Below are 21,500 nucleotides of genomic sequence, written 5' to 3' on the forward strand. Positions count from 1 at the left end.
AAAATGGATCCGGAACGATCCGGTTCATTTTTGGGAGGAGTCTTTTTGTGTCCAAAAGAAGCAAGAGGAGTTTTGACGGGCAGTAAAACGTTTAAGGAAAAAATGCACAAAACTTTTGAAGCTGCTGTTCTTGTCGGAATGCACAAAAATAACAAGATTGTTGGAATAAAAAAGACGAAGAAAGTAAAAGAAACAGAATTACTGTTATAATAAAGTAAAATAATGGTAAAAACGCCTATAAAATACAAAAAAACGATTGACAAACAGTCAAAATGTGGTAAAGTATAGATATCAGAAACAGGGATTGTGTTATAAAGAACAAAACCACTTGAAGTAATTAGCGGATTATAACAGAAAAACTGTTAGAAACTATCTCGGCCGGATAGATCAGAAACGAAAGAAGAAACCGATAAACAGAAATCCAACTACCCCGGAAAACAGAGCGTGTACAGACCGTCAGGAGAAACCAGAATGAAGGGCACGGCGTACATAAAGGATCTGTTTTCAGAAAAAATACGGGAAACCGTATCAGGCGGCAAGATCGAAACAACAGAATTCTATCAAGGAGGCTTTTGGTATGAAGAAAAAATTATTGTGTGCGTTACTGACAGGTGCTATGGTTCTTTCCGCAGGAAGTGCTGTTCTGGCAGATGAAGCAGAAAGCGAAACTTCCAACGTGAACGAAGATGGTTCCGTAAACGACCCGAGTAAAGTAGAAGTAGACGAGAACAAACTGGTTATGTGGTCTCTGTTCACCGGCGGTGACGGCGAGTACATGACCAAGATCATCGATGATTATAATGCAACCAGCCCCAGTAAACAGGTTCAGGCCATCACCCTTGTATGGGCAGATTATTACACCAAGCTGCAGACTGCAGTGGCAGCTGACAAGGGACCGGACATCGGACTTTCTCATGTGTCCAAGCTTCCGGAGCTGGTTGACCAGGGTGTTGTAGAGCCGCTGAACGATTATCTGGATGAGCTGGGCGTAGACCTTTCCTCCATGTACACACAGAACTCCCTTGATTCTGTAACCTTTGACGGTGAGATTTACGCAATTCCGCTGGATACTCATGCTGAGGTTATGTACTACAACAAAGATATCCTTGAGAAAGCCGGCGTTGAACTCAATGCAGACGGCAAACTGGATATCGGCAGCCTGGATGATTTCAAAGCAATGCTGGATAAGGTAAAAGCTGTTATGGGTGACGGCGAGTCTCCCATCTCTCTGCCGAATACCGGTGATGATCCTTACCGTGTATGGTGGGCAACCTACTTCCAGATGGGCGGAACTCCGATCGTTAATGATGACGGAACCGAAGTTACCCTGGATACCGACAAAGCCGTTGAAGCAGCTGAGTTTGTAAAATCTCTCTATGATGACGGCTATGTAGCAACCGGTATCGACGATCATCAGAAGCTCTTCCAGTCTGGAAAAGCAGGCTTCCTGTTCGGCGGAACCTGGGCAGTAGGCGTTATGGAGTCCACCGATGGACTGAACTTCAACGTTCAGAGCTTCCCGCAGCTCTTTGATGAGGATCACTGCTGGGCAGATTCCCACACCTTTATCCTTCCGGTAAATGGTGACAGAGATGAGGATGAGACCAAAGCAGCTGTTGAGTTCATGGTTGCAGCCTGCAAAGACGGCGGTCTGACCTGGGCAGGTTCCGGACAGATCCCGGCAAATACCGAAGTTACCGGCAATGAAGAGTACGCAGCACTTCCGTACAGAAGCAACTATCAGGATGAAGTTGAAAAGGCTGTTCTGCCGACTAAAAACCCGCACTTCTATGCTATGAAGGATGGCATGATCCAGAGCCTGGATACCATCTGGACCGGTACCAATGATGCAGCAACCGGTATTGATGCACTTGTTGACGAGCTGTCTTCTAACCTGGAATAAAGCACAGTCAAGAAAGGGGGAGCTTTTCAAAGCTTCCCTTTTCTTTTTAAAAAGGCTCATAGAAAGCTGTCTGGTTTCAGGCAGAAAAAGGAGGTAAAACGATGAGCAAACAGAGAAAAAGAAAACTGTTTTTTACCGCCCTGGCTTTCATGCTTCCCTTCTTGATTCTCTATACAGTTTTTACCATTTGGCCTGTTATCCAGGGATTTTATGTGAGCATGCACAAATGGGGACTGATGGGAAAGCAGAAGTACATCGGCTTTGACAACTATATCAAATTCGCAGGAGACAAGAAATTCTGGTCCGCCCTTGGAAACACCTGTAAATTTGTAGTGATCACAGCTCCCATGCTGGTGATCATCGCCCTGATCCTGGCGCTTCTGGCCAACCGGCAGACAGTCATGAAAAAAGGGCTGCGGATTTCCTATTATCTTCCCAGTATCCTTTCCGTTTCCGTGGCATCCTTCATTGCGAAGAACACCTTCAGTCCGTACAATGGACTCTTAAACGGCGTACTCCATCAGCTTCATATCCTGCCGGCAAATACGGAACTGCAGTTTCTCCTGGATCCAAAACTGGTCTGGGTGGTGATCTCTGTTATGACCGTCTGGTGGACCATTGGTTTTACCATGATGCTTTACATATCGGCCTTACAGGATATTGATATGGGGATCTATGAGGCAGCCTCCATCGACGGAGCAACCTCCACACAGCAGCTTTTCCGTATCACGCTTCCGCTGCTTCGTCCTACCACAGAGCTGGTCGTTCTTCTTCAGCTGATCGCCTGCTTTAAGGTATTCGGACAGATCCAGCTGATCACCGGCGGCGGCCCGGCAGGAAGCACGAAACCCTTGATCCAGTATATTTATGAGACTGCATTTACCAAGAATAACCTGGGTTATGCGGCGGCTATGTCCTATGTACTCTTTGGAATCCTGCTGGTACTTTCACTGGCACAGCTGATCATGCAGAAACGGGGAGGTGACAAGTGATGAAAACAAAGAAAACCGCAGGGCGTATTGCTCTTGATATTCTTTCCATCTTTTTTGCTGTGGTCTTTCTTGCCCCTGTGATCTGGGCACTGTTTGTATCACTGCAGCACGAAGGAAAACAGATCTCCAGTATCGTAAGCTGGTTTACGCCTCCTTACACCATCAGCAACTACTTTGACATTATCAAAAACTCATCCGTTCCGCTCTGGTTCATAAACAGCCTTTTTATCGCTGTGATCGTGACGGTTGCAACAGTTCTTGTGACCGGAATGGCAGCTTATGCGCTGGCACTGATCCCCTTTAAGGGAAGTCAGCTGTTTATGATCTATGTACTGATCGGTATGATGGTTCCCGGCGAGGCAACGATCGTTCCGCTGTTCATCACCGTAAAGGATCTGAAGCTCATCGACAGCTATGCCGGTATGGTCCTGCCAAGCATTGCGGGCTCTATGAATCTGATTATTATGACAACGTTCTTTAAAGGACTTCCGAGAGAACTGATCGAAGCAACCGAGATCGATGGCGGTGGAAAACTGACGGTATTTTTCAAGATCGTTATGCCGTTATCAAAATCCATCATTGCAACGATCTGTATCTTTTCCTTCGTCGGAAGCTGGAACAACTACCTGTGGCCGTTGCTCTGCGCTATGAGTAACGAGATGTTCACACTTCCGGTAGGTATCCCGACCTTCACCAGCACTTATACCGTGGACTATGTAAAGCCCATGACGGCAAGTATGGTGGCTTCCCTGCCCATGATCATTCTCTATATTATCTTTGAGCGCCAGATCGTGGCGGGTATCACCCAGGGCGCTGTGAAAGGCTGAGTTTCCTATGGTAAAAAAGGAAAGAAATCAGGAAATCGATATTATGAAGGGACTTCTGACCCTGGCGATGATCCTCTGCCACTGCCTGCAGTTCTTTGGAAAAGAGGATGCCGGGATCGAGAAGATCCTGGTAAACGTAATCAACCTCACGACCTTTTCCGGTTTTCTGTTTTGCTTTGGCTTTGTGTGCTGTCTGGCTTATTTTCAGGGAGATACCAAGCGTGGGATCGCTCATATGCTCCGGAATATGATCCGGCTTCTGCTGGCGTTTTATATTTCGGGGATCGCCTACATGGCATTTAAAGAACAGAAGATCTTCCGCAAAGATTTTCTCTGGGAGATCCTGACTCTTCGCCGTTATCCCGGCTGGTCAGAATTCCTGGCATCTTTTGCGGCAGTGCTTCTGGCGGGTGCGGTCCTTCTTCCGGTTCTTCGAAAGACCAATGGCTGGGTGGTGATGGCGGCAGCACTGATAAGTCTTCTTGCCTGCTTCATTCCTTACGGGAAGATCACGAATCCCTGGCTGGCTCTTTTTCTTGGATCGGAAAGCTATACCACGTTTCCGGTGCTGCAGTACAGTGTTTATTTTGTGGCTGGTATCTGGGCGGCCAAACGGAAAAAATGGCCGGACTGGAAGCTGTTTTTCGGAGCAGTTGTTTTGAGTGCCCCCTGTGTCTGGTATTACTGGAAATATGACGGCCTTCCGGGGCGTTTTCCACCCTCCGCACTTTTTATCGGAGGAGGAGCCATTGGCGTGTGGGTTTATCATTTGCTGGCCGGCGCACTTGCCGGGCTTAAGAATGTGACCATCATCGGAAAACCGGTGGAAGCCCTCTCTTTTATAGGAAGGAATTCCTTATATTATCTTCTTATGAGCAATCTTCTGATCTTTGCTGTGGCTGGAAGTAAGTTCAAATACCGGGCAAACGAATACGCCTATGTATTCTATTTTGTGCTTCTGGCGATCCTTACCTATCTGGAGCGGCAGATCAGAAAAAATAAATGAATATCCATGATGGAGGACAAGAATATGAAATGTTATAAGAAGGATTATCCGAGACCTCAGTTTGTCCGCGACAACTGGGAAAACCTCAATGGAACCTGGGATTTCGGCTTTGACGATGCGAATCTGGGAGAAAAAGAAAAATGGTATGAAACATTTCCGGGAGAACAGAAAATCCAGGTGCCGTTTACTTACGAGACAAAACTCAGCGGGATCCAGGATGAAAAACGTCACGACAATATCTGGTACCATAAAATGATTACCGTGGATGCTGCCAGACTGACGGCTGACCGGCTTCTGATTCATTTTGAAGGCAGTGATTTTCATACGAAATTATGGGTAAACGGTGCTTATGCCGGTGATCATAAGGGCGGTTATTCCCGCTTTTCCTTTGATATCACAGAGCTTGTGAAGGATGGCGAGAACGAACTGGTCGTTAAAGTGGAAGATTCCTTCGATACTCAGCAGCCCCGTGGAAAACAGCGCTGGATCGATGAGAATTTCGGTTGTTGGTATGTACAGACCACCGGTATCTGGAAGACTGTCTGGACAGAGTATGTACCCAAGATCCGTCTGGACCATGTGAAAATGACTCCGAATCTTCATGATATGGCACTGGAGCTTGAGTATCAGCTGGATGTTCCGGAAAGTGAACTCAATGAAAATCTTATGGTGGTTGCTACCATTACCTTTGGAGATATGCTGATCAGCAAGACCATGACGGTCATGACCTCCGATCATATGAAGACAAAAGTGGATGTTTACCACAAAACAAACAGCCAGGCCAACTGTGGTATGGAGTGGGGCGTAAGAACCTGGAGTCCGGAGAGCCCGGATCTTTACGACATCACATTTGAGGTAGTGGCTGACGGTAAGGTTGTGGATACGGTTGGTTCCTATTTTGCCATGAGAGAGATCCGTATCGATGGTTCCAATATCCTCTTGAACGGTCATCCGCTGTATCAGAGACTGATCCTGGATCAGGGTTACTGGAAAGATTCCCATCTGACACCGCCCAGCGAGGAGGCACTGATCGAGGATATCGACAAGATCCATGAGCTTGGATACAATGGCCTCCGGAAACATCAGAAGACAGAGGACGAGCGTTTCCTGTACTGGTGTGATGTGAAGGGTATGCTGGTATGGAGCGAGATGGCTGCAGCCTATGAGTATTCCGATAAAGCTGTGGAAGAGTTTACCAGAGAGTGGACAGAGATCGTCCGCCAGAATTATAACCATCCCTGTATCATCACCTGGACTCCAGTGAATGAATCCTGGGGCGTGAGCCAGGTTGAAACGGATCCTATGCAGCAGCATTTCACGGAGATGCTGTATCATCTGACCAAGAGCATGGATCGTTACCGTCCGGTGATCGTCAACGACGGCTGGGAGCATACGATCTCTGACATCATCACCCTTCATGATTATGAAGAGGTTGGCGAGACCTTCTATAAACGTTACATGGAGTTCAAGGAGCAGATCCTGACCACTGAGGTTTACCACAGCAGCAGTAAATCTGCCTTAGCAAACGGCTTTGCCTACAAAGGACAGCCGATTATCATCAGTGAGTACGGCGGAATCGCCTTCAATAACGATGATTCCGGCTGGGGCTACGGAAATAAAGTAAACACCAAGGAAGATTTCATCCGTCGTTTCGATGAGATCACGACCGCTGTCAAAGAAGTTCCCTATTGCTGCGGATTCTGCTACACCCAGGTATCCGATGTTCAGCAGGAGATCAACGGCCTGATGGATATGGAACGGAATTTCAAGGTTGACCCGAAAGTGATCAAAGAGATCAATGAGCGAAAAGTAGGTTACTGGAGATCATACATGTAATACCAGGGACCCGCCCAGGCATGAAGAAGGAGCGATTTACAAAGTAAATCTGCGGATTCTGAATGGCTGAAGGCTTGTGAGAGCTGCGAAGCAGCGGAGCAAGCCGGGGGGTTGGGATGTTCGGTACCACAACATTCGAAAGGAGCATAATGCAATGGCAACGAAAGAATTTCTTCCCAGAGCGATCCCTCTGGTAACGGTAGACCCTTATTTTAATATCTGGTCGTTTTCAGACCATCTTTATGATGACACACCGCGCCACTGGACCGGACATCAGAATTCCATGACGGGAATCATCCGCGTGGATGGAAAAAATTACCGTTTTATGGGACTTGTGGAAACGGAGCGGGAGATGTATTATCTGGAGCCGGAGCCGCTTAGGCAGCTTTCCGTAAAGCTCACTCCCACCCGGACGGTCTATACGTTTGGAAATGAAACAGTTGAACTGAGGGTGACCTTCACCGGTTCCCTTCTTCTGGATGATCTGGATCTTATGAGCCGCCCGGCTTCCTATGTTTTTTATGAAGTGCGGTCTGTGGATGGACAAGCGCATGAGGTAACGGTTTATCTGGATATTTCTTCCCAGGCAGCAGTCAACGAAAGCAGTCAGACCGTACTCTTCGGAAAAGACGAAAACGGTATTTACTGCGGCCGCGGCGAGGAGGGCATGCTGACCAGATCCGGTGATGATCTGCGCATCGACTGGGGCTGGCTTCACCTGGCAGCACCGGACCATCAGTATGTGATCGTAAATACAAAAGATAAAAAGAATGCACTGAGCGGCAGTCCTTATCTTTCCCTGCCGAAATTTACAAAGCTGGACGGGTGTTTATCCGACCGTATTCATCTGGAGCAGGAAGTCCGTGAGGGCATCCCGTGTCTTGGCTGTCTGAAAACTTCCGGAGTAGATGGAAAAGAAACGATGACCGGGCTTGTGATCCTCGGATATGACGACATTCATTCCATCGAATATTTTGGAAAACAGGCAGATGCTTACTGGAAAAGAGATGGCAGGAGCTTTGATGAAGTATTCAAAAAAGCCATTGATGAGTACGAAGCCGTTTCAGCCAGAACGCAGGCTTTTGACGAAGAACTGAAAAAGGAAGCGCTCGTTTACGGAGAAGAGTATTACGACATTCTTTGTGTTGCCTACCGGGAGTCCATTGCCGCCCATAAGCTTATTGAGGTGGACGGCGAGATCAGATTTTTCTCCAAGGAATGTTACAGCAACGGCTGCATCGGTACGGTGGATGTGACCTATCCGTCCATTCCTCTTTATCTGAAATATCAGCCGAAGCTGGTGGAGGGGATGATCGATCCCATCTTCCATTATGCAGCAGGAGATGACTGGAAATTCCCCTATGCACCTCATGATGTAGGGCAGTATCCGCTGGCAAACGGACAGGTTTATGGTTATGACCGGAAGACACGGGTGATGCAGGACTATTATCAGATGCCTGTGGAAGAGTGCGGAAATATGATCCTCTGTGTGGCAGCCCTGTGCAAGGCAGAAAATTCTCTGGAATATGCGAAAAAGCACAAAGAGGTCCTGAACGGCTGGACCGACTATCTGGTAAGCGTGGGCTGGGATCCGGAAAATCAGCTTTGTACAGACGACTTTGCCGGTCATCTGGCACATAACTGCAATCTGGCGGTCAAAGGAATTTTAGGAATTGCTGCCTGGGCAGAGCTCTTAAGAGGACTGGGAGAAACGGAAAAAGCGGATTCTTATCGGAAAACAGCTCTTTCTCTGGCAGAAACCTGGAAAGAAAAAGCTTTTGACGGCGACCATTACCGCCTGACCTTTGACGGGGAGGGCAGCTGGAGTCTCAAATACAACCTGATCTGGGACAAACTGCTGGATCTTCGCATTTTTGATCCGAAGATCGCGAAGACGGAGGTGGCTTACTATCTGACCCGGATGAATCCCTATGGTATTCCGCTGGATTCCCGCTGTGATTATACGAAGAGTGACTGGGAGATGTGGACGGCCGTGCTGGATGATAACGAGGAATACAGAAAGCAGATCATCCATACCATGTGGAAGGCTCTCTGCAGCCTGGACCGCAGAGCTCCGTTCCCGGACTGGTATCACACGGAAACGCCAAAAGCAGAAGGCTTCCAGAACCGTACCGTTCAGGGGGGACTTTTCATTCTCCTGTTGAACTGGTAAAAAGATAAGTGTTTTTTTGACCTCCCGGACGGAGTCTTCCGCAGCCGGGAGGTTTCTTTTTATATAAATTTTATGACCTTTAAAGACTCTCTTTATTGTATTTTCCTGTGCAGGAGATATAATAGTTGAAAAAGAAACAGTTCCAGATGAAACTGAATATTACAGGAGGAAACAATCTATGGAAGTGAAAAAACCAAACAAATCATTGTTGTTTTATGCATTTGTAGTGATGATCGTGCTGATCCTTCTCAATGCACTGGTGATTCCGAGGATTTCAGAGAGAAGTGTCACAGAGACGACGTATGATGAGTTTCTGGCTCTTCTGGATGCCAAGTATGTCAAGCAGGTAGAGATCGACAACAGCTCTCAGGTCATTTATTATGAGGCAGCCAAGGACGGTGTGACCCGTGTCTGCAAGACCGGTCTTATGAATGATCCGGATCTGGTAGGCCGTCTTCAGGCGGCAGGGACGAAATTCGGAAATGTGATCCCGACGACCCAGTCTCCGCTGATCACGTTTCTGGTAGGCTGGATCCTTCCCATTGCAATCTTTGTTGTTCTGGGGCAGTGGCTTAGCAAACGGATGATGAAGAGCATGGGCGGACCGGGAGCGATGTCTTTCGGAAAGAGCAATGCCAAGATTTATGTCAAATCTTCCACAGGTATCAAATATTCGGATGTAGCAGGCGAGGATGAGGCAAAGGAGCTTCTGCAGGAGATCGTGGATTTTCTCCATAATCCCCAGAAATATCGCGAGATCGGTGCACAGATGCCAAAAGGAGCCCTGCTTGTAGGCCCTCCGGGAACAGGTAAGACCCTGCTGGCAAAAGCGGTAGCCGGTGAGGCGGAGGTTCCCTTCTTCTCCATTTCCGGTTCTGAGTTTGTGGAGATGTTTGTAGGTATGGGTGCTGCCAAGGTCCGCGACCTTTTCAAGCAGGCACAGGAAAAAGCTCCCTGTATCGTATTCATTGATGAGATCGATACCATTGGTAAGAAACGTGACGGACAGATCGGCGGAAACGATGAACGGGAACAGACACTGAACCAGCTTCTGACAGAGATGGATGGTTTTGATGGTTCTCAGGGTGTTGTGATCCTGGCAGCCACCAACCGACCGGATTCTCTGGACCCGGCACTTCTTCGTCCGGGACGTTTCGACCGCCGGATCCCGGTAGAACTTCCGGACCTTAAGGGTCGTGAAGAGATCCTGAAGGTTCATGCGAAAAAGATCAAGGTTGCCGATAACGTAAATTTCTATGAGATCGCCAAAGCAGCTTCCGGAGCTTCCGGAGCCGAGCTTGCAAACATTGTCAATGAGGCGGCTCTTCGTGCAGTCCGTGACGGCAGACGTTTTGCCACACAGGCAGACCTGGAAGAAAGTATCGAGGTAGTCATTGCCGGTTATCAGAAGAAAAACCGGGTACTTTCCGAGAAGGAAAAACTGATTGTTTCTTATCATGAGATCGGCCATGCACTTGTGGCAGCCAAACAGACAGAATCCGCACCGGTTCACAAGATCACGATCATCCCCCGTACCTCCGGAGCACTGGGTTACACCATGCAGGTGGAAGACGGTGAGCATTTCCTGATGACCAAGGAAGAGCTGGAGAACAAGATCGCCACCTTTACCGGCGGCCGTGCAGCCGAGGAGCTGATCTTCCACAGCATCACAACAGGAGCCTCCAATGATATCGAGCAGGCAACCAAGCTGGCCAGAGGTATGATCACCCGCTACGGTATGAGTGATGATTTTGATATGGTGGCCATGGAGCAGATGAGCAACCAGTATCTGGGAGGAGACAGTTCTCTGACCTGTTCCTTTGAAACCCAGACCCTGATTGATAAAAAGGTAGTAGATCTGGTTCGCAGAGAACATGAGAAGGCCTATAAGATCCTGGAAGATAACATCGGTAAGCTTCATGAGCTGGCGAAATATCTGTATGATCATGAAACCATCACCGGAGAAGAGTTTATGAAGATCCTCAACAGTGCTCCTGTAGAGCTTCCTGGAGAGGAACAGTAAAAAGGAGCAGATGAGATGCTGAAAGCAGCGGAGTTTTTTGTGGGCGGACAGCAGCTTGTCCGGCTGAATGAAAAAGTGATCGGAGAGGTTTCCAAAGATCACGGGATCAATGCCACAGAAATGGGGATCCTGCTGTTTCTCTCCGGAAATCCTTCCTTAGACACGGCAAAAGACATTGTGGAAAACCGGATGATGACAAAATCATCCGTTTCCCGGGCTGTGGATTCTCTGGTCCGTCAGGGCTACATCCGCACCCGGGAGGATGCTTTTGACCGGCGGATCACCCACCTGGTCCTGGAAGAAAAGGCCGATCCGGTGATCGAACTGGGGATGCAGGCGCAGGAAGAGGCTTTTTTCTTTCTCAGCCGCGGCATTTCTGAAAAAGAACTGGAAAATTTCTGCCGGATCCATACCCTGATCCAGGAAAACGCCAGGGAAGCCATGAAGTCTTGCGGAAATAAAAACGAAAGATCCTGAAAGATCGATACAGACAGAAAAAGACAGCCGGATGGAAACGAAAGTTTCCGTCCGGCTGTTTCTCACTCCTACAGAAGAATAAGATTTATTTCAGATGCCAGATATCACGGTTGTACTCTTCGATGGTACGGTCGGAAGAGAAGAAACCGGCTTTGGCGATGTTTACCAGCATTTTCTTTGCCCAGGCAGTGCGGTCTTCATAATCCTTGAAGGCCTGGTCTTTTGTCTTTACATAAGATTTGAAATCCAGGAAGGTCATGAACCAGTCTTTATTCAGAAGCTCGTTGTAAAGACGGGTCAGATGCTCTTCAGAGCCGACAGCCAGCATTTCTTCGCCTACCAGGAAATCTACGGCAGCTTTCAGTTCCGGATCTGCCTCGTAAAAATCTTTGGAAACGTAGTCGGCTTTCTCATAATGCTCGATAACTTCCTCGCTGGACTCACCGAAAATATAAATGTTGTCTTCGCCTACCAGATCGTGGATCTCCACGTTTGCTCCGTCCATGGTTCCCAGGGTAACGGCTCCGTTCAGCATGAATTTCATGTTTCCGGTTCCGCTGGCTTCTTTGGATGCCAGAGAGATCTGCTCAGAAATATCGCAGGCCGGGATCAGTTTTTCTGCTTTGGACACGTTGTAGTTTTCTACCATGACAACATGGAGGAATTTGCTGGCAACGGGATCCTTGTCGATGATATCCTGCAGGCAGAGGATAGCATGGATGATATCCTTTGCGATGATGTAAGCGGGAGCTGCCTTTGCACCGAAAATAGCGGTGATGGGGCGTTTCGGAAGCTTGCCAGCCTTGATCTCCAGATATTTGTGGATCAGGTAGAGTACGTTCAGCTGCTGGCGTTTGTACTCATGCAGACGTTTGATCTGGATATCGTAGATGGAGTTATCATCGATCTCAATGCCTTCGGTGGCCAGAATATAATCCTTCAATACGGTTTTATTGAACTGTTTAATCTTCAGAAGTTCACTCAGAACCTTCTTGTCATCCTTGAATTTCAGCAGTTTTTCAAGCTCTGTGGCATCGGTCTTGTAGCCCTCGCCGATGAGGCTGGTGATAAATTTGGTCAGCTCATGGTCGCAGTGCAGAAGCCAGCGGCGGAAGGTGATGCCGTTTGTCTTGTTGTTGAATTTCTCCGGATAGATCTTGTAGAAGTTGTTCAGCTCATTGTTTTCCAGAATTTCTGTATGAAGGCGGGCAACGCCGTTGATGCTGAAACCGTAATGGATATCGATATGAGCCATGTGTACCAGGTCATTTTTGTCAATGATGGCAACGGATTCATCCGCATAATTCCGGCGAGCCATATCATCCAGTGCATAAATGATAGGGGTAAGCTGGGGAACCACCTTTTCCAGATATTTCATGGGCCATTTCTCCAGAGCCTCAGCTAGGATGGTGTGGTTGGTATAGGCACAGGTGCGGCTTACGATGTCCATTGCCTCATGGAAAGTGATGCCCTTGAGCATCAGAAGACGGATCAGTTCCGGGATTACCATGGTCGGATGGGTATCGTTGATCTGGATTACGGCATAATCCGGAAGGTCGTGCAGGTTGCTTCCACGGGCAATACACTCATCCAGGATCAGACGGGCACCGTTGCTGACCATAAAATACTGCTGATAAATACGGAGCAGACGGCCATCCTCATCGCTGTCATCCGGATAGAGGAAGAGGGTCAGGTTTTTGGCAATATCCTCTTTGTTGAAGGAGATGCCGTCACGGACGATGGATTCGTCTACGGATTCCACATCGAAAAGGTGAAGCTTATTGACCCGGTTGTTGTAGCCGATCACATCAATGTCGTAAAGACGGGAGGTAACGGTGGTGTTGCCGAAAGCGATCCGGTAAGTGGTATCGGTCTTATGAAGCCAGCTTTCCTTCTGGATCCAGGGATTCGGTGTTTCATACTGGAGATGGTCTTTAAACTCCTGCTTGAAAAGACCAAGATGATAATTCAGGCCTACGCCGTCTCCGGGAAGTCCCAGAGTAGCGATGGAATCCAGGAAGCAGGCTGCCAGACGGCCAAGACCGCCGTTTCCGAGAGAGGGTTCCGGTTCTGCTTCTTCAATTTCAGCCAGGCTTTTTCCATTGCCCTTCAGAAGAAGATCCACTTCATCATAGATGCCAAGGTTGATCAGGTTGTTAGAAAGAAGTTTACCGATCAGAAATTCGGCAGAAATATAATAAAGTTTCTTTTTGTCGTTATGGGGAGTATCCTTTTCTTTGATGGCTTCTTTTGTATAGCCTAAAAGTGCCAGGTAAAGCTCCTGATTGGAACATTCGGAAATCGGTTTTTTACAGGCTGTTTCGATAAATTTTTTCAACTGCATAATGATTCCTCCTAGTTTTGCAGATTCCGGCAGAACAAAAAATGCTGTGTAGTTCTTGTCCGGATGGACTGTTGAAATTTATTATAGTAGATTTTCTTGGAAAAATCTTGTGATATCCTATTCAAATATAGTACAATCCTATCAAGTAAGTGAATGGAGGCGGTCGATTATGCGAGATTCAGAATACAAAAATTTCAGAGAGGGAAAGAAGCATACAGAGGTAACATTTCCATATAATACCTATTTATGCTCGATTCCGTTGGATTTTTCCAGTGTTCCGGTGCACTGGCATGAGGAAATGGAGCTGATCGTTGTAAAAAAAGGGCGTGGAATCGTGACTCTGGACAGGGAAAGCCGGGTATTGGAGGCCGGGCAGGCGGTGATCGTCCTGCCCGGGCAGCTTCACAGCATCCGTCAGTGCCAGCAGGAACGGATGGAGTATGAAAATATCATTTTCCGACTGGAAATGCTTCTTCCGAAGGAAGGAGACATATGCGGTCCGGGATTCCTTGAGCCTTACCGTGACGGAAAGCTTCTTTATCCGGCCTGGATCGATGGCTCTGCTCCGTACCATCAGGAGATGTCAGCCTGTATCCGGAAGATGGATGAGCTCTCTGAGCGGCGGCCGGAGGGGTATCCTCTGGCGGTAAAGGGGTGGCTGTTCCAGTTCTTTTTCCTGCTCTTTTCCGGGGCGGAGCCGACGGTCGCAGAGGAAGGAAGCGTAAAGGCTCTGGATAAGGTGAAGCAGATCCTGTCAAGGATCGAGAGTGATTACGGAAAGCCTTTAAGCATCGAAGAAATGGCGGGATTTTCCGGTTTCAGTCCCTCTCATTTTATGAAATTTTTCAAAAAGCATATGGGAGTCCCCTTTGTCTGCTATCTGAACGATTATCGTCTGACCATGGCGGCGCGGGCACTTGCGGAGACACAGGAAGATGTGCTGACGGTAGCTCTGGATGCCGGTTTCCCGAATGTATCTTATTTTAACCGCCTGTTTAAGAGGAAATTTCAGATGACACCGCTGGAATACCGGAAACGGGGCAAGAAAAAGTAAAAAATACTGGTAAGTAGGTTCAGAAGTTGGTACAATAAGGAAAGAATAAAAGGAAAGAAGGATAACGATCATGAAAAAGAAGAAAACGTGTCTTGCGGCACTGCTTTTTCTGTGCCTGCTCTTTGTAATGCCGGGCGGAAAAGCTCTGGCCGCGAAGCCGAAGATCACTGCCGTAAGTCCGATTTATCAGACCAGCACGAAGGTAACGGTAAAAGCGACAGCCGGCTATACCATGAAGGTCAGTCTGGCAGGAAAAACCTATAAGGCAAGAACTTCTAAAAACGGTGTTTATACTTTTAAGATAAAGAAAGCAGCTGTTGGAAAAACGGCTGTGTTCCGTCTTTATAACAGCAAGAACAGGGCTGTTGCCAGAAAGACGGTTGTTGTAAAAGGAAAATATGCGTTCAAGGTGACCAAATACGATTCTCTCAGCGGGATCGTCAGCGGAACCGGAACTGCCGGCAAAAAAGTAAAAGTAACCATCGGCGGCAGGAGTTACACGACGAAAGTGACAGCCAGAGGAACTTGGAAGCTTAAGGTCGCACTGAAATCCTCAAAAACTGCAAAAATTTCCCAGCAGATCAGCGGAACCAGTTATACATGGCCCAAGAATGCGACACTGACCAGATCAAAGTTTAACAGCGCTTTCATTAAAAAAGGAAAAACGTATTATTCCGAGGGTTATTATGATAAAAAAGCATCCTGGGCAGGCTTTAAGGTAAATGAGATCCTCGGAAACAAGATGTATTTCAGCTATACGATCAGTTACAACGGACAGGTGAAGTCAGGAAACGGCATCGGCGTTATCAAAGGAAGCAACAAGATGGTGTTCACTTATATGACCGGACAGGTTTACGGAACCTTTACCTGGAAAAATTCCGGAACCATTCAGGTCGTAGGAACAGATAAGCTGATCACGCACAGCACGAGAAATGAGATCCTTACAGTAAGGTAAGAAGGTATTTCAGGGAGCTTTAAGCAAACCTGTGAGTATATACCAGAACGGCAAAACAGTCTATGCGGAGCCACTCAAGCTAAAATTATTTTAATCATCAATGGAGGGATAAAACAATGAAACAGGAACTGATCCAGAAGTTCAATGAAATCTACGGAGAAGGCGGAGAACTGAAAACTTATTTTGCACCGGGCCGTGTAAACCTGATCGGTGAGCATACCGACTACAACGGCGGTCATGTATTTCCCTGTGCTCTGACCATCGGAACCTATGGCGTTTTCCGTAAAAGAAATGACCGTACCATGCGTTTTTATTCTGTAAACTTCCCCAAGGCAGGCGTTCTGACCGGCTCTCTGGACGAGCTGAAACCGAGAAAAGAGGCCGGATGGAGCAATTATCCGGTAGGTATGGTATGGACCTTTGGCGAAAAGGGACATCCCATCGATTGCGGTTTTGATATGCTGATCTACGGAACCATTCCCGATGCTTCCGGTCTGTCTTCTTCTTCTTCCGTACATATGCTGACGGCAGTTGCCCTGCGTGATATGTATGGTGTAGAAGGGGTTTCCAATATTGATATCGCTCTTTACGGTCAGTTTGCAGAGAATAACTTCAATGGCGTGAACTGTGGTATTATGGATCAGTTTGCCATTTCCATGGGTAAAAAAGACAATGCCATTTATCTGGATACCAGCAATCTGGAATATGAGTACGCACCGATCAAACTGGACGGCATGAAGATCGTGATCGCCTGCAGCAATAAGAAACGCGGACTGGGAGATTCCAAGTACAATGAGCGCCGTGCAGAGTGCGAAGAGGCTCTGGCTGAGCTTCAGAAGGTCGTCGATATCAAGGCTCTCGGTGATCTGACTGAGGAAGAGTTTGAAAAATATAAGGATGCCATCGGAAGCGAGGTACGTATGCGTCGTGCCCGTCATGCCGTTTATGAGAATCAGCGTACCAAACGTGCCGTAGAGGTTCTGAAAGCCGGAGATGTGGCAGAGTTCGGAAGACTGATGAATGCTTCCCATGTGTCTCTCCGTGATGATTATGAGGTAACCGGAAAAGAGCTGGATACCCTGGTTGATACCGCCTGGAAACAGGACGGCGTCATCGGTTCCCGTATGACCGGAGCAGGCTTCGGCGGTTGCACCGTCAGCATCGTAAAAGAGGATGCTGTGAAGAGCTTCATCGAGAATGTAGGAAAGATCTACGAGGAAAAGATCGGCTATAAGGCTGATTTCTATGTCGTAGAGATCGGTGACGGAGCAGGAATCTGGGAGTGATCAAAACGAGAAGAAGGGAAGCGCATAGTCATGGAAAAGACCGTTTTATATGAAAACATCGACCGGCTGGTCCAGTACGGACTGACAACAGGTCTTACCTCAAAGGAAGAAGAGATTTATACCAGAAACCAGCTTTTGGAAGTCTTTGGTGAAGAGGATTATCAGGAGAATGATAAAACAGGAAAAGCAGTGAAGACAGAAGAGCTGGAGGATATCCTGAAAAATCTTCTGGATTATGCGGCAGAGGCAGGGCTTTTAAAAGAGAACAGCACTGTTTACCGGGATCTTTTTGATACCAGACTGATGAATTGTCTTCTGCCGAGACCTTCTGAGGTTTCCCGAAATTTCCGGGAGCTTTATCGGAAATCTCCGGAGGAGGCCACAAACTACTATTATAAGTTTGCTCAGGATTCCGACTATATCCGCCGCTACCGGATCGCCCGCGATATCCGCTGGGCCGTTCCCAGTGTTTACGGAGACATTGATATTTCCATCAATCTTTCCAAACCGGAGAAGGATCCCAAGGCGATCGCAGCTGCCAAACGGATGAAGCAGAGCAGCTATCCCAAGTGTCAGCTCTGTAAGGAAAATATGGGTTATGCCGGCCGTGTGAACCATCCGGCCAGACAGAATCACCGGATCATTCCGTTAAAGATCAATCAGGCAGACTGGTTCTTCCAGTATTCTCCTTATGTATATTATAATGAGCACTGTATCGTTTTCTGCGGCGAGCATGTACCTATGAAGATCGAGAGAGCAACCTTTGTAAAGCTTTTTGATTTCATTAAGCTCTTCCCTCATTACTTCCTGGGCTCCAATGCAGACCTTCCCATCGTGGGCGGTTCCATTCTGACGCATGACCATTACCAGGGCGGAAATAATACCTTTGCTATGGCAAAAGCACCTGTGGAGCAGACCTTTACGGTTCCCGGTTACGAGGATGTAGAGGCAGGTATTGTAAAATGGCCGCTGTCTGTGATCCGTATCCGCTGCAAGGATGAGACACGTCTGATTGATCTGGCCGAGCATATCCTGAACAAATGGAGAGGCTATACCGATGAAGAGGCTTTTGTTTTTGCCGAGACAGACGGAGAGCCGCATAACACGATCACTCCGATCGCAAGAAAAGTGGGCGATACCTTTGAACTGGATCTGGCTCTCAGAAACAACATCACAACGGAAGAGTATCCGCTGGGCGTTTACCATCCGCATCAGGACTGCCATCATATCAAGAAGGAGAACATTGGTCTGATCGAGGTTATGGGTCTTGCCATCCTTCCGGCCCGTCTGAAAAAGGAGATGGAGCTTCTGAAGGATTATATCCTGAATCAGAAAGACATCCGCTCCAACGCTGACATTGAAAAACATGCAGACTGGGTGGAGACGTTCCTTCCGGAATATACCGATCTCAACGAGGACAACATCGATGAGATCCTGAAAAAAGAGGTCGGAAAAGTCTTCGTCCGGGTTCTGGAGGATGCCGGTGTTTATAAATGTACACCGGAAGGAAGAGAAGCCTTCGGCAGATTCATTAAGACTCTGTAAGGAAAAACGAAAGAATTTAGAAAGAATCGCAAACATTTCTTAATTATAAGGAAAAGGTCTTGAATTTTAAACAGCCCCGGTGCTATAATTCATGCGAAAACGAGAAAAAATTTCGCATGAGGAATCGGGGTTGTTTTTTTATGAAAAAAATTCATTCATCCAGATGGAAGGATGCAGGTCTTGTGATCGCTTACATGATCTTCTATATGTGTTTTTTCAATTATCTGGAACACCGCACGGGAGTTCAGATACATATGCTGCAGATGCGGGCGGATTATAGCATTCCCTTCTGTGAATACTTTATTGTGCCCTATCTTCTGTGGTTCCCCTATGTAGGGCTCACCGCAGTGTACTTTACTTTATTCAATGATAGCCGGACAGAATTTTATCAGTTTGCTGTCTGCATGGGAATTGGAATGACACTGTTTCTGATGATTTCCTACGTTTTTCCGAACGGCCAGAATTTAAGGCCGTACACCTTTGCCCGTCACAATATCTGCACGGAGCTGGTCCAGCATCTCTATAAGATCGACACACCCACGAATGTGATGCCGAGCCTTCATGTGTTCAATTCCGTGATGTGCTGCACGGCCATCTGGGAGAGTCGTTCGCTCCGGAAGAACAGACTGGTGCGCTGGGGCTCCTGGGTACTGACTGTACTCATCATTGCCGCCACCATGTTCCTGAAACAGCACACGATCCTGGATGTTGTGGTCGCTCTGGCTATGGGAAGGATCTGCTGGTTTTTCATGTACCGCTATAAGATGCAGACGGTTGTGGAATACGAAGAAATATAAGAAGAAAGACTGCCGCCCGGTGCGAAAATGTGCCGGGCGGTTTTTTGCGGTAAGAGTAGTAAATATGGGATATGATCCTGAGTAATGGTATCACAGAAGAGAAAGCCTCTGAACTGATGGCAAACATCTGGAAAAGCTTGAAAGGGAAAAGCAAAGAAAAGATCCCGTTAAGTCTGGCGATGGGCAGCTATACCGTACAGAATAGAGATTTTTCTCTTGACGAAGTCTGCCACGAAGCTGACTGTCGGATGTATGAAGATAAAAAAAGACTAAAAGGCGATGAAAGTGCAGAAATCACAGGATAATAGCACCGATTCATGAAAAACAGGAAAAACTGCTGTCTGATCGATATTGGAGAAGGATCGGATGGCAGTTTTTTTACGTGCGCCCGGCGGCGCACGTTTCTAACGGGTGTAAGTCCCGAATCCGCCCGGTAGTGGGAAGGATATAGCCGAAGGCAAGGGTGTCCATCGTGAGGTGGAATCTGAAGGAAGCCGGATGTGGGAACAGACTAACCACGGGCAAATCTCTGGTCTGACGAACAGAAATCACATATAAGGTTTCGCATGAGGGTAAGATTGCGTAACAAATCGAAGCCCAATAACTACACGGAATTATGCGGAATAAATGTGGCAGATAGATGGAGAGAAAGAAACGTGTGGTACCCGGGGAGATCTGTGCGGAATGCTTTGAAAGAAGTAACCACTGCCCAAAGCAGTGCTGAACGTACAGAAGTCAGCAGAGGTCATAGTAGCCGAGAGGTGAAGGACCGAATCAATAGGAGTCTTAAGTATGACCTGGAAAGGAGAAATGAGCAGATGGATGCAGAAAACAAGGAAAGCTGCTTGCAAAGAGATAACGCGGAACGTAAAGGGTATGTAAGAGCGCACCGCTCATTTAACCGGATATGGAAAGAAAGAGACAGTGCAGAGCCGGATATCTTAGGTAAGATACTGAATAAGGACAACCTCAACAGAGCTTACAAGAGAGTGAAGGCAAACAAGGGAGCGCCGGGAGTAGATGGAATGACCGTTGAAGGGGCGTTTCTGTGGCTAAGGGAACACAGCCATGAACTGACGGAGAAAATAAGAAAAGGGCATTATACCCCATATCCTGTCAGAAGAGTGGAGATTCCAAAGCCAGATGGCGGAGTACGAAAGCTCGGTATTCCGACCGTCATAGACCGCATCATCCAACAGGCAATGTCACAACAGCTGATACCGATCTATGAGCCAAAGTTTTCGGATGGAAGTTTTGGATACCGTCCGGGACGAAGTGCGAAAGACGCAGTTCAGAAGATAAAGGAGTATGCAGAACAGGGATATACAAGAGCTGTAGTTCTTGACTTGTCAAAGTATTTCGATACACTGAACCATGAATTACTGGTAAATATCCTGCGCAGAGATGTAAAGGACGAAAGGGTGATTCAGATGATAAAGAGGTATTTAAGAAGAGGAGTGATGGAAAACGGTGTAGTCGTTAAGACGGAAGAAGGTTCACCGCAGGGAGGAAATCTCTCCCCGCTATTAGCCAATGTTTATCTTAACGAGTTTGACCAGGAGTTCAACAAAAGAGGAGTGCCGTGCATTCGCTATGCAGATGATATCGTACTGTTAGCGAAGAGTGAGCGGGCATCTGAGAGATTGTTGGAAAGCAGTACGAAATATCTGGAAGGGACACTGAAACTAAAGGTGAACCGGGAGAAAAGTCGTACGGTCAGCGTGTTTGCAATACGAAATTTTAAGTACCTTGGCTTCTGTTTCGGGAAGAACGGAAAAGGAATCTATGTCCGTGTTCATGGAAAGTCATGGAAGAAAGCCAAGGACAACCTGCGAAAGCTCACTTCCCGGAGTAAGTGCGGAAGTATAGTAAAGACCATGGAACATATAAAAGAATACATGCGTGGATGGTTGAACTATTACAGTATAGCAGCCATGAAGAAGAACATCGAAGGCCTGAATGGATGGCTGTACAGAAGGATACGGATGTGTATCTGGAAACAGTGGAAACTGCCAAAGACGCGAAAACGGAAGCTGATAGGACTGGGAATGCCAGAATGGGTAGCAAGTGAAGGAGCCTACAGTCGAAAGTCCTATTGGAGAATGGCAGGGAGCGGTGTACTAAACAGAGCCCTAACAAAAGAAAGACTGATAAACTGGGGCTTTTATGATTTAGCCACAGCCTATCAGTCCATGCACGTCAACTATTGAAACCGCCGTGTACCGAACGGTACGCACGGTGGTGTGAGAGGACGGCGGTTAGTCACCGCCTCCTACTCTATT

General features: G+C 47.4%; 17 protein-coding genes. 16 read left to right on the forward strand and 1 reads right to left on the reverse strand.

Features of this window, described 5'->3' with window-relative positions; all coding sequences use genetic code 11:
* Window positions 1-3: 3 nt before the first annotated feature.
* The 9 genes from DXA57_RS08015 to DXA57_RS08055 all read left to right on the forward strand — a co-directional run bounded on the left by DXA57_RS08015 (window position 4) and on the right by DXA57_RS08055 (window position 11,237).
* Entirely contained in the window at window positions 4-210 is a 207-nt protein-coding gene (locus DXA57_RS08015; protein WP_117766360.1) for a hypothetical protein, read from the forward strand.
* A gap of 367 nt (window positions 211-577) precedes the next feature.
* Window positions 578-1,903, forward strand: coding sequence for an ABC transporter substrate-binding protein (locus tag DXA57_RS08020; RefSeq protein ID WP_117766362.1), 1,326 nt, complete (start codon window positions 578-580; stop codon window positions 1,901-1,903).
* Between the two features lie 101 nt (window positions 1,904-2,004).
* Window positions 2,005-2,895, forward strand: a complete 891-nt coding sequence (locus DXA57_RS08025) for a carbohydrate ABC transporter permease (protein WP_117766364.1) — start codon at window positions 2,005-2,007, stop codon at window positions 2,893-2,895.
* Window positions 2,895-3,722 (forward strand): carbohydrate ABC transporter permease, encoded by an 828-nt coding sequence (locus DXA57_RS08030; protein ID WP_117766366.1) that lies wholly within the window; start codon window positions 2,895-2,897, stop codon window positions 3,720-3,722. The genes DXA57_RS08025 and DXA57_RS08030 overlap by 1 nt, the downstream gene beginning before the upstream one ends.
* Window positions 3,723-3,729: 7 nt before the next feature.
* On the forward strand, window positions 3,730-4,728 hold the full coding sequence (locus DXA57_RS08035; RefSeq protein ID WP_117766368.1) for an acyltransferase family protein: 999 nt from the start codon (window positions 3,730-3,732) through the stop codon (window positions 4,726-4,728).
* Window positions 4,729-4,752: 24 nt separating this feature from the next.
* Window positions 4,753-6,564 carry a glycoside hydrolase family 2 protein gene (locus DXA57_RS08040; RefSeq protein ID WP_117766370.1) on the forward strand — a complete coding sequence of 604 codons (1,812 nt, stop codon included), beginning with the start codon at window positions 4,753-4,755 and terminating at the stop codon, window positions 6,562-6,564.
* Window positions 6,565-6,718: 154 nt separating this feature from the next.
* Window positions 6,719-8,737, forward strand: a complete 2,019-nt coding sequence (locus DXA57_RS08045) for a glutaminase domain-containing protein (RefSeq protein WP_117766372.1) — start codon at window positions 6,719-6,721, stop codon at window positions 8,735-8,737.
* A 178-nt stretch (window positions 8,738-8,915) separates the two neighbouring features.
* Complete coding sequence (ftsH, locus tag DXA57_RS08050; protein WP_117766374.1) at window positions 8,916-10,760, forward strand: ATP-dependent zinc metalloprotease FtsH; 1,845 nt, start codon at window positions 8,916-8,918, stop codon at window positions 10,758-10,760.
* A 15-nt stretch (window positions 10,761-10,775) separates the two neighbouring features.
* On the forward strand, window positions 10,776-11,237 hold the full coding sequence (locus tag DXA57_RS08055; protein WP_117766376.1) for a MarR family winged helix-turn-helix transcriptional regulator: 462 nt from the start codon (window positions 10,776-10,778) through the stop codon (window positions 11,235-11,237).
* Window positions 11,238-11,322: 85 nt separating this feature from the next.
* On the opposite strand, the gene DXA57_RS08060 is transcribed toward DXA57_RS08055, so the two are convergent.
* Window positions 11,323-13,581: a glycogen/starch/alpha-glucan phosphorylase gene (locus DXA57_RS08060; protein ID WP_117766378.1), complete on the reverse strand. Its 2,259-nt coding sequence runs from the start codon at window positions 13,579-13,581 to the stop codon at window positions 11,323-11,325.
* Window positions 13,582-13,750: 169 nt separating this feature from the next.
* On the opposite strand from DXA57_RS08060, the gene DXA57_RS08065 reads away from it, so the two are divergent.
* The 7 genes from DXA57_RS08065 (at window position 13,751) to ltrA (ending at window position 21,428) form a co-directional block, all read left to right on the forward strand.
* On the forward strand, window positions 13,751-14,635 hold the full coding sequence (locus DXA57_RS08065) for an AraC family transcriptional regulator (RefSeq protein WP_117766380.1): 885 nt from the start codon (window positions 13,751-13,753) through the stop codon (window positions 14,633-14,635).
* Between the two features lie 70 nt (window positions 14,636-14,705).
* Window positions 14,706-15,590, forward strand: a complete 885-nt coding sequence (locus tag DXA57_RS08070; RefSeq protein ID WP_117766382.1) for a hypothetical protein — start codon at window positions 14,706-14,708, stop codon at window positions 15,588-15,590.
* Between the two features lie 116 nt (window positions 15,591-15,706).
* Entirely contained in the window at window positions 15,707-16,876 is a 1,170-nt protein-coding gene (locus tag DXA57_RS08075) for a galactokinase (protein WP_117766384.1), read from the forward strand.
* A 30-nt stretch (window positions 16,877-16,906) separates the two neighbouring features.
* Entirely contained in the window at window positions 16,907-18,421 is a 1,515-nt protein-coding gene (gene galT, locus DXA57_RS08080) for a UDP-glucose--hexose-1-phosphate uridylyltransferase (RefSeq protein WP_117766386.1), read from the forward strand.
* Window positions 18,422-18,561: 140 nt separating this feature from the next.
* A complete protein-coding gene (locus DXA57_RS08085) occupies window positions 18,562-19,218 on the forward strand; it encodes a phosphatase PAP2 family protein (protein WP_158571265.1) in 657 nt (218 codons plus the stop codon).
* A 71-nt stretch (window positions 19,219-19,289) separates the two neighbouring features.
* Window positions 19,290-19,523: a hypothetical protein gene (locus DXA57_RS08090; protein ID WP_243005745.1), complete on the forward strand. Its 234-nt coding sequence runs from the start codon at window positions 19,290-19,292 to the stop codon at window positions 19,521-19,523.
* Between the two features lie 513 nt (window positions 19,524-20,036).
* Entirely contained in the window at window positions 20,037-21,428 is a 1,392-nt protein-coding gene (gene ltrA, locus DXA57_RS08095) for a group II intron reverse transcriptase/maturase (RefSeq protein WP_117766390.1), read from the forward strand.
* Window positions 21,429-21,500 lie beyond the last annotated feature (72 nt).

The organism is Blautia sp. OF03-15BH (assembly GCF_003463065.1).
Lineage (GTDB): Bacteria > Bacillota > Clostridia > Lachnospirales > Lachnospiraceae > Limivivens.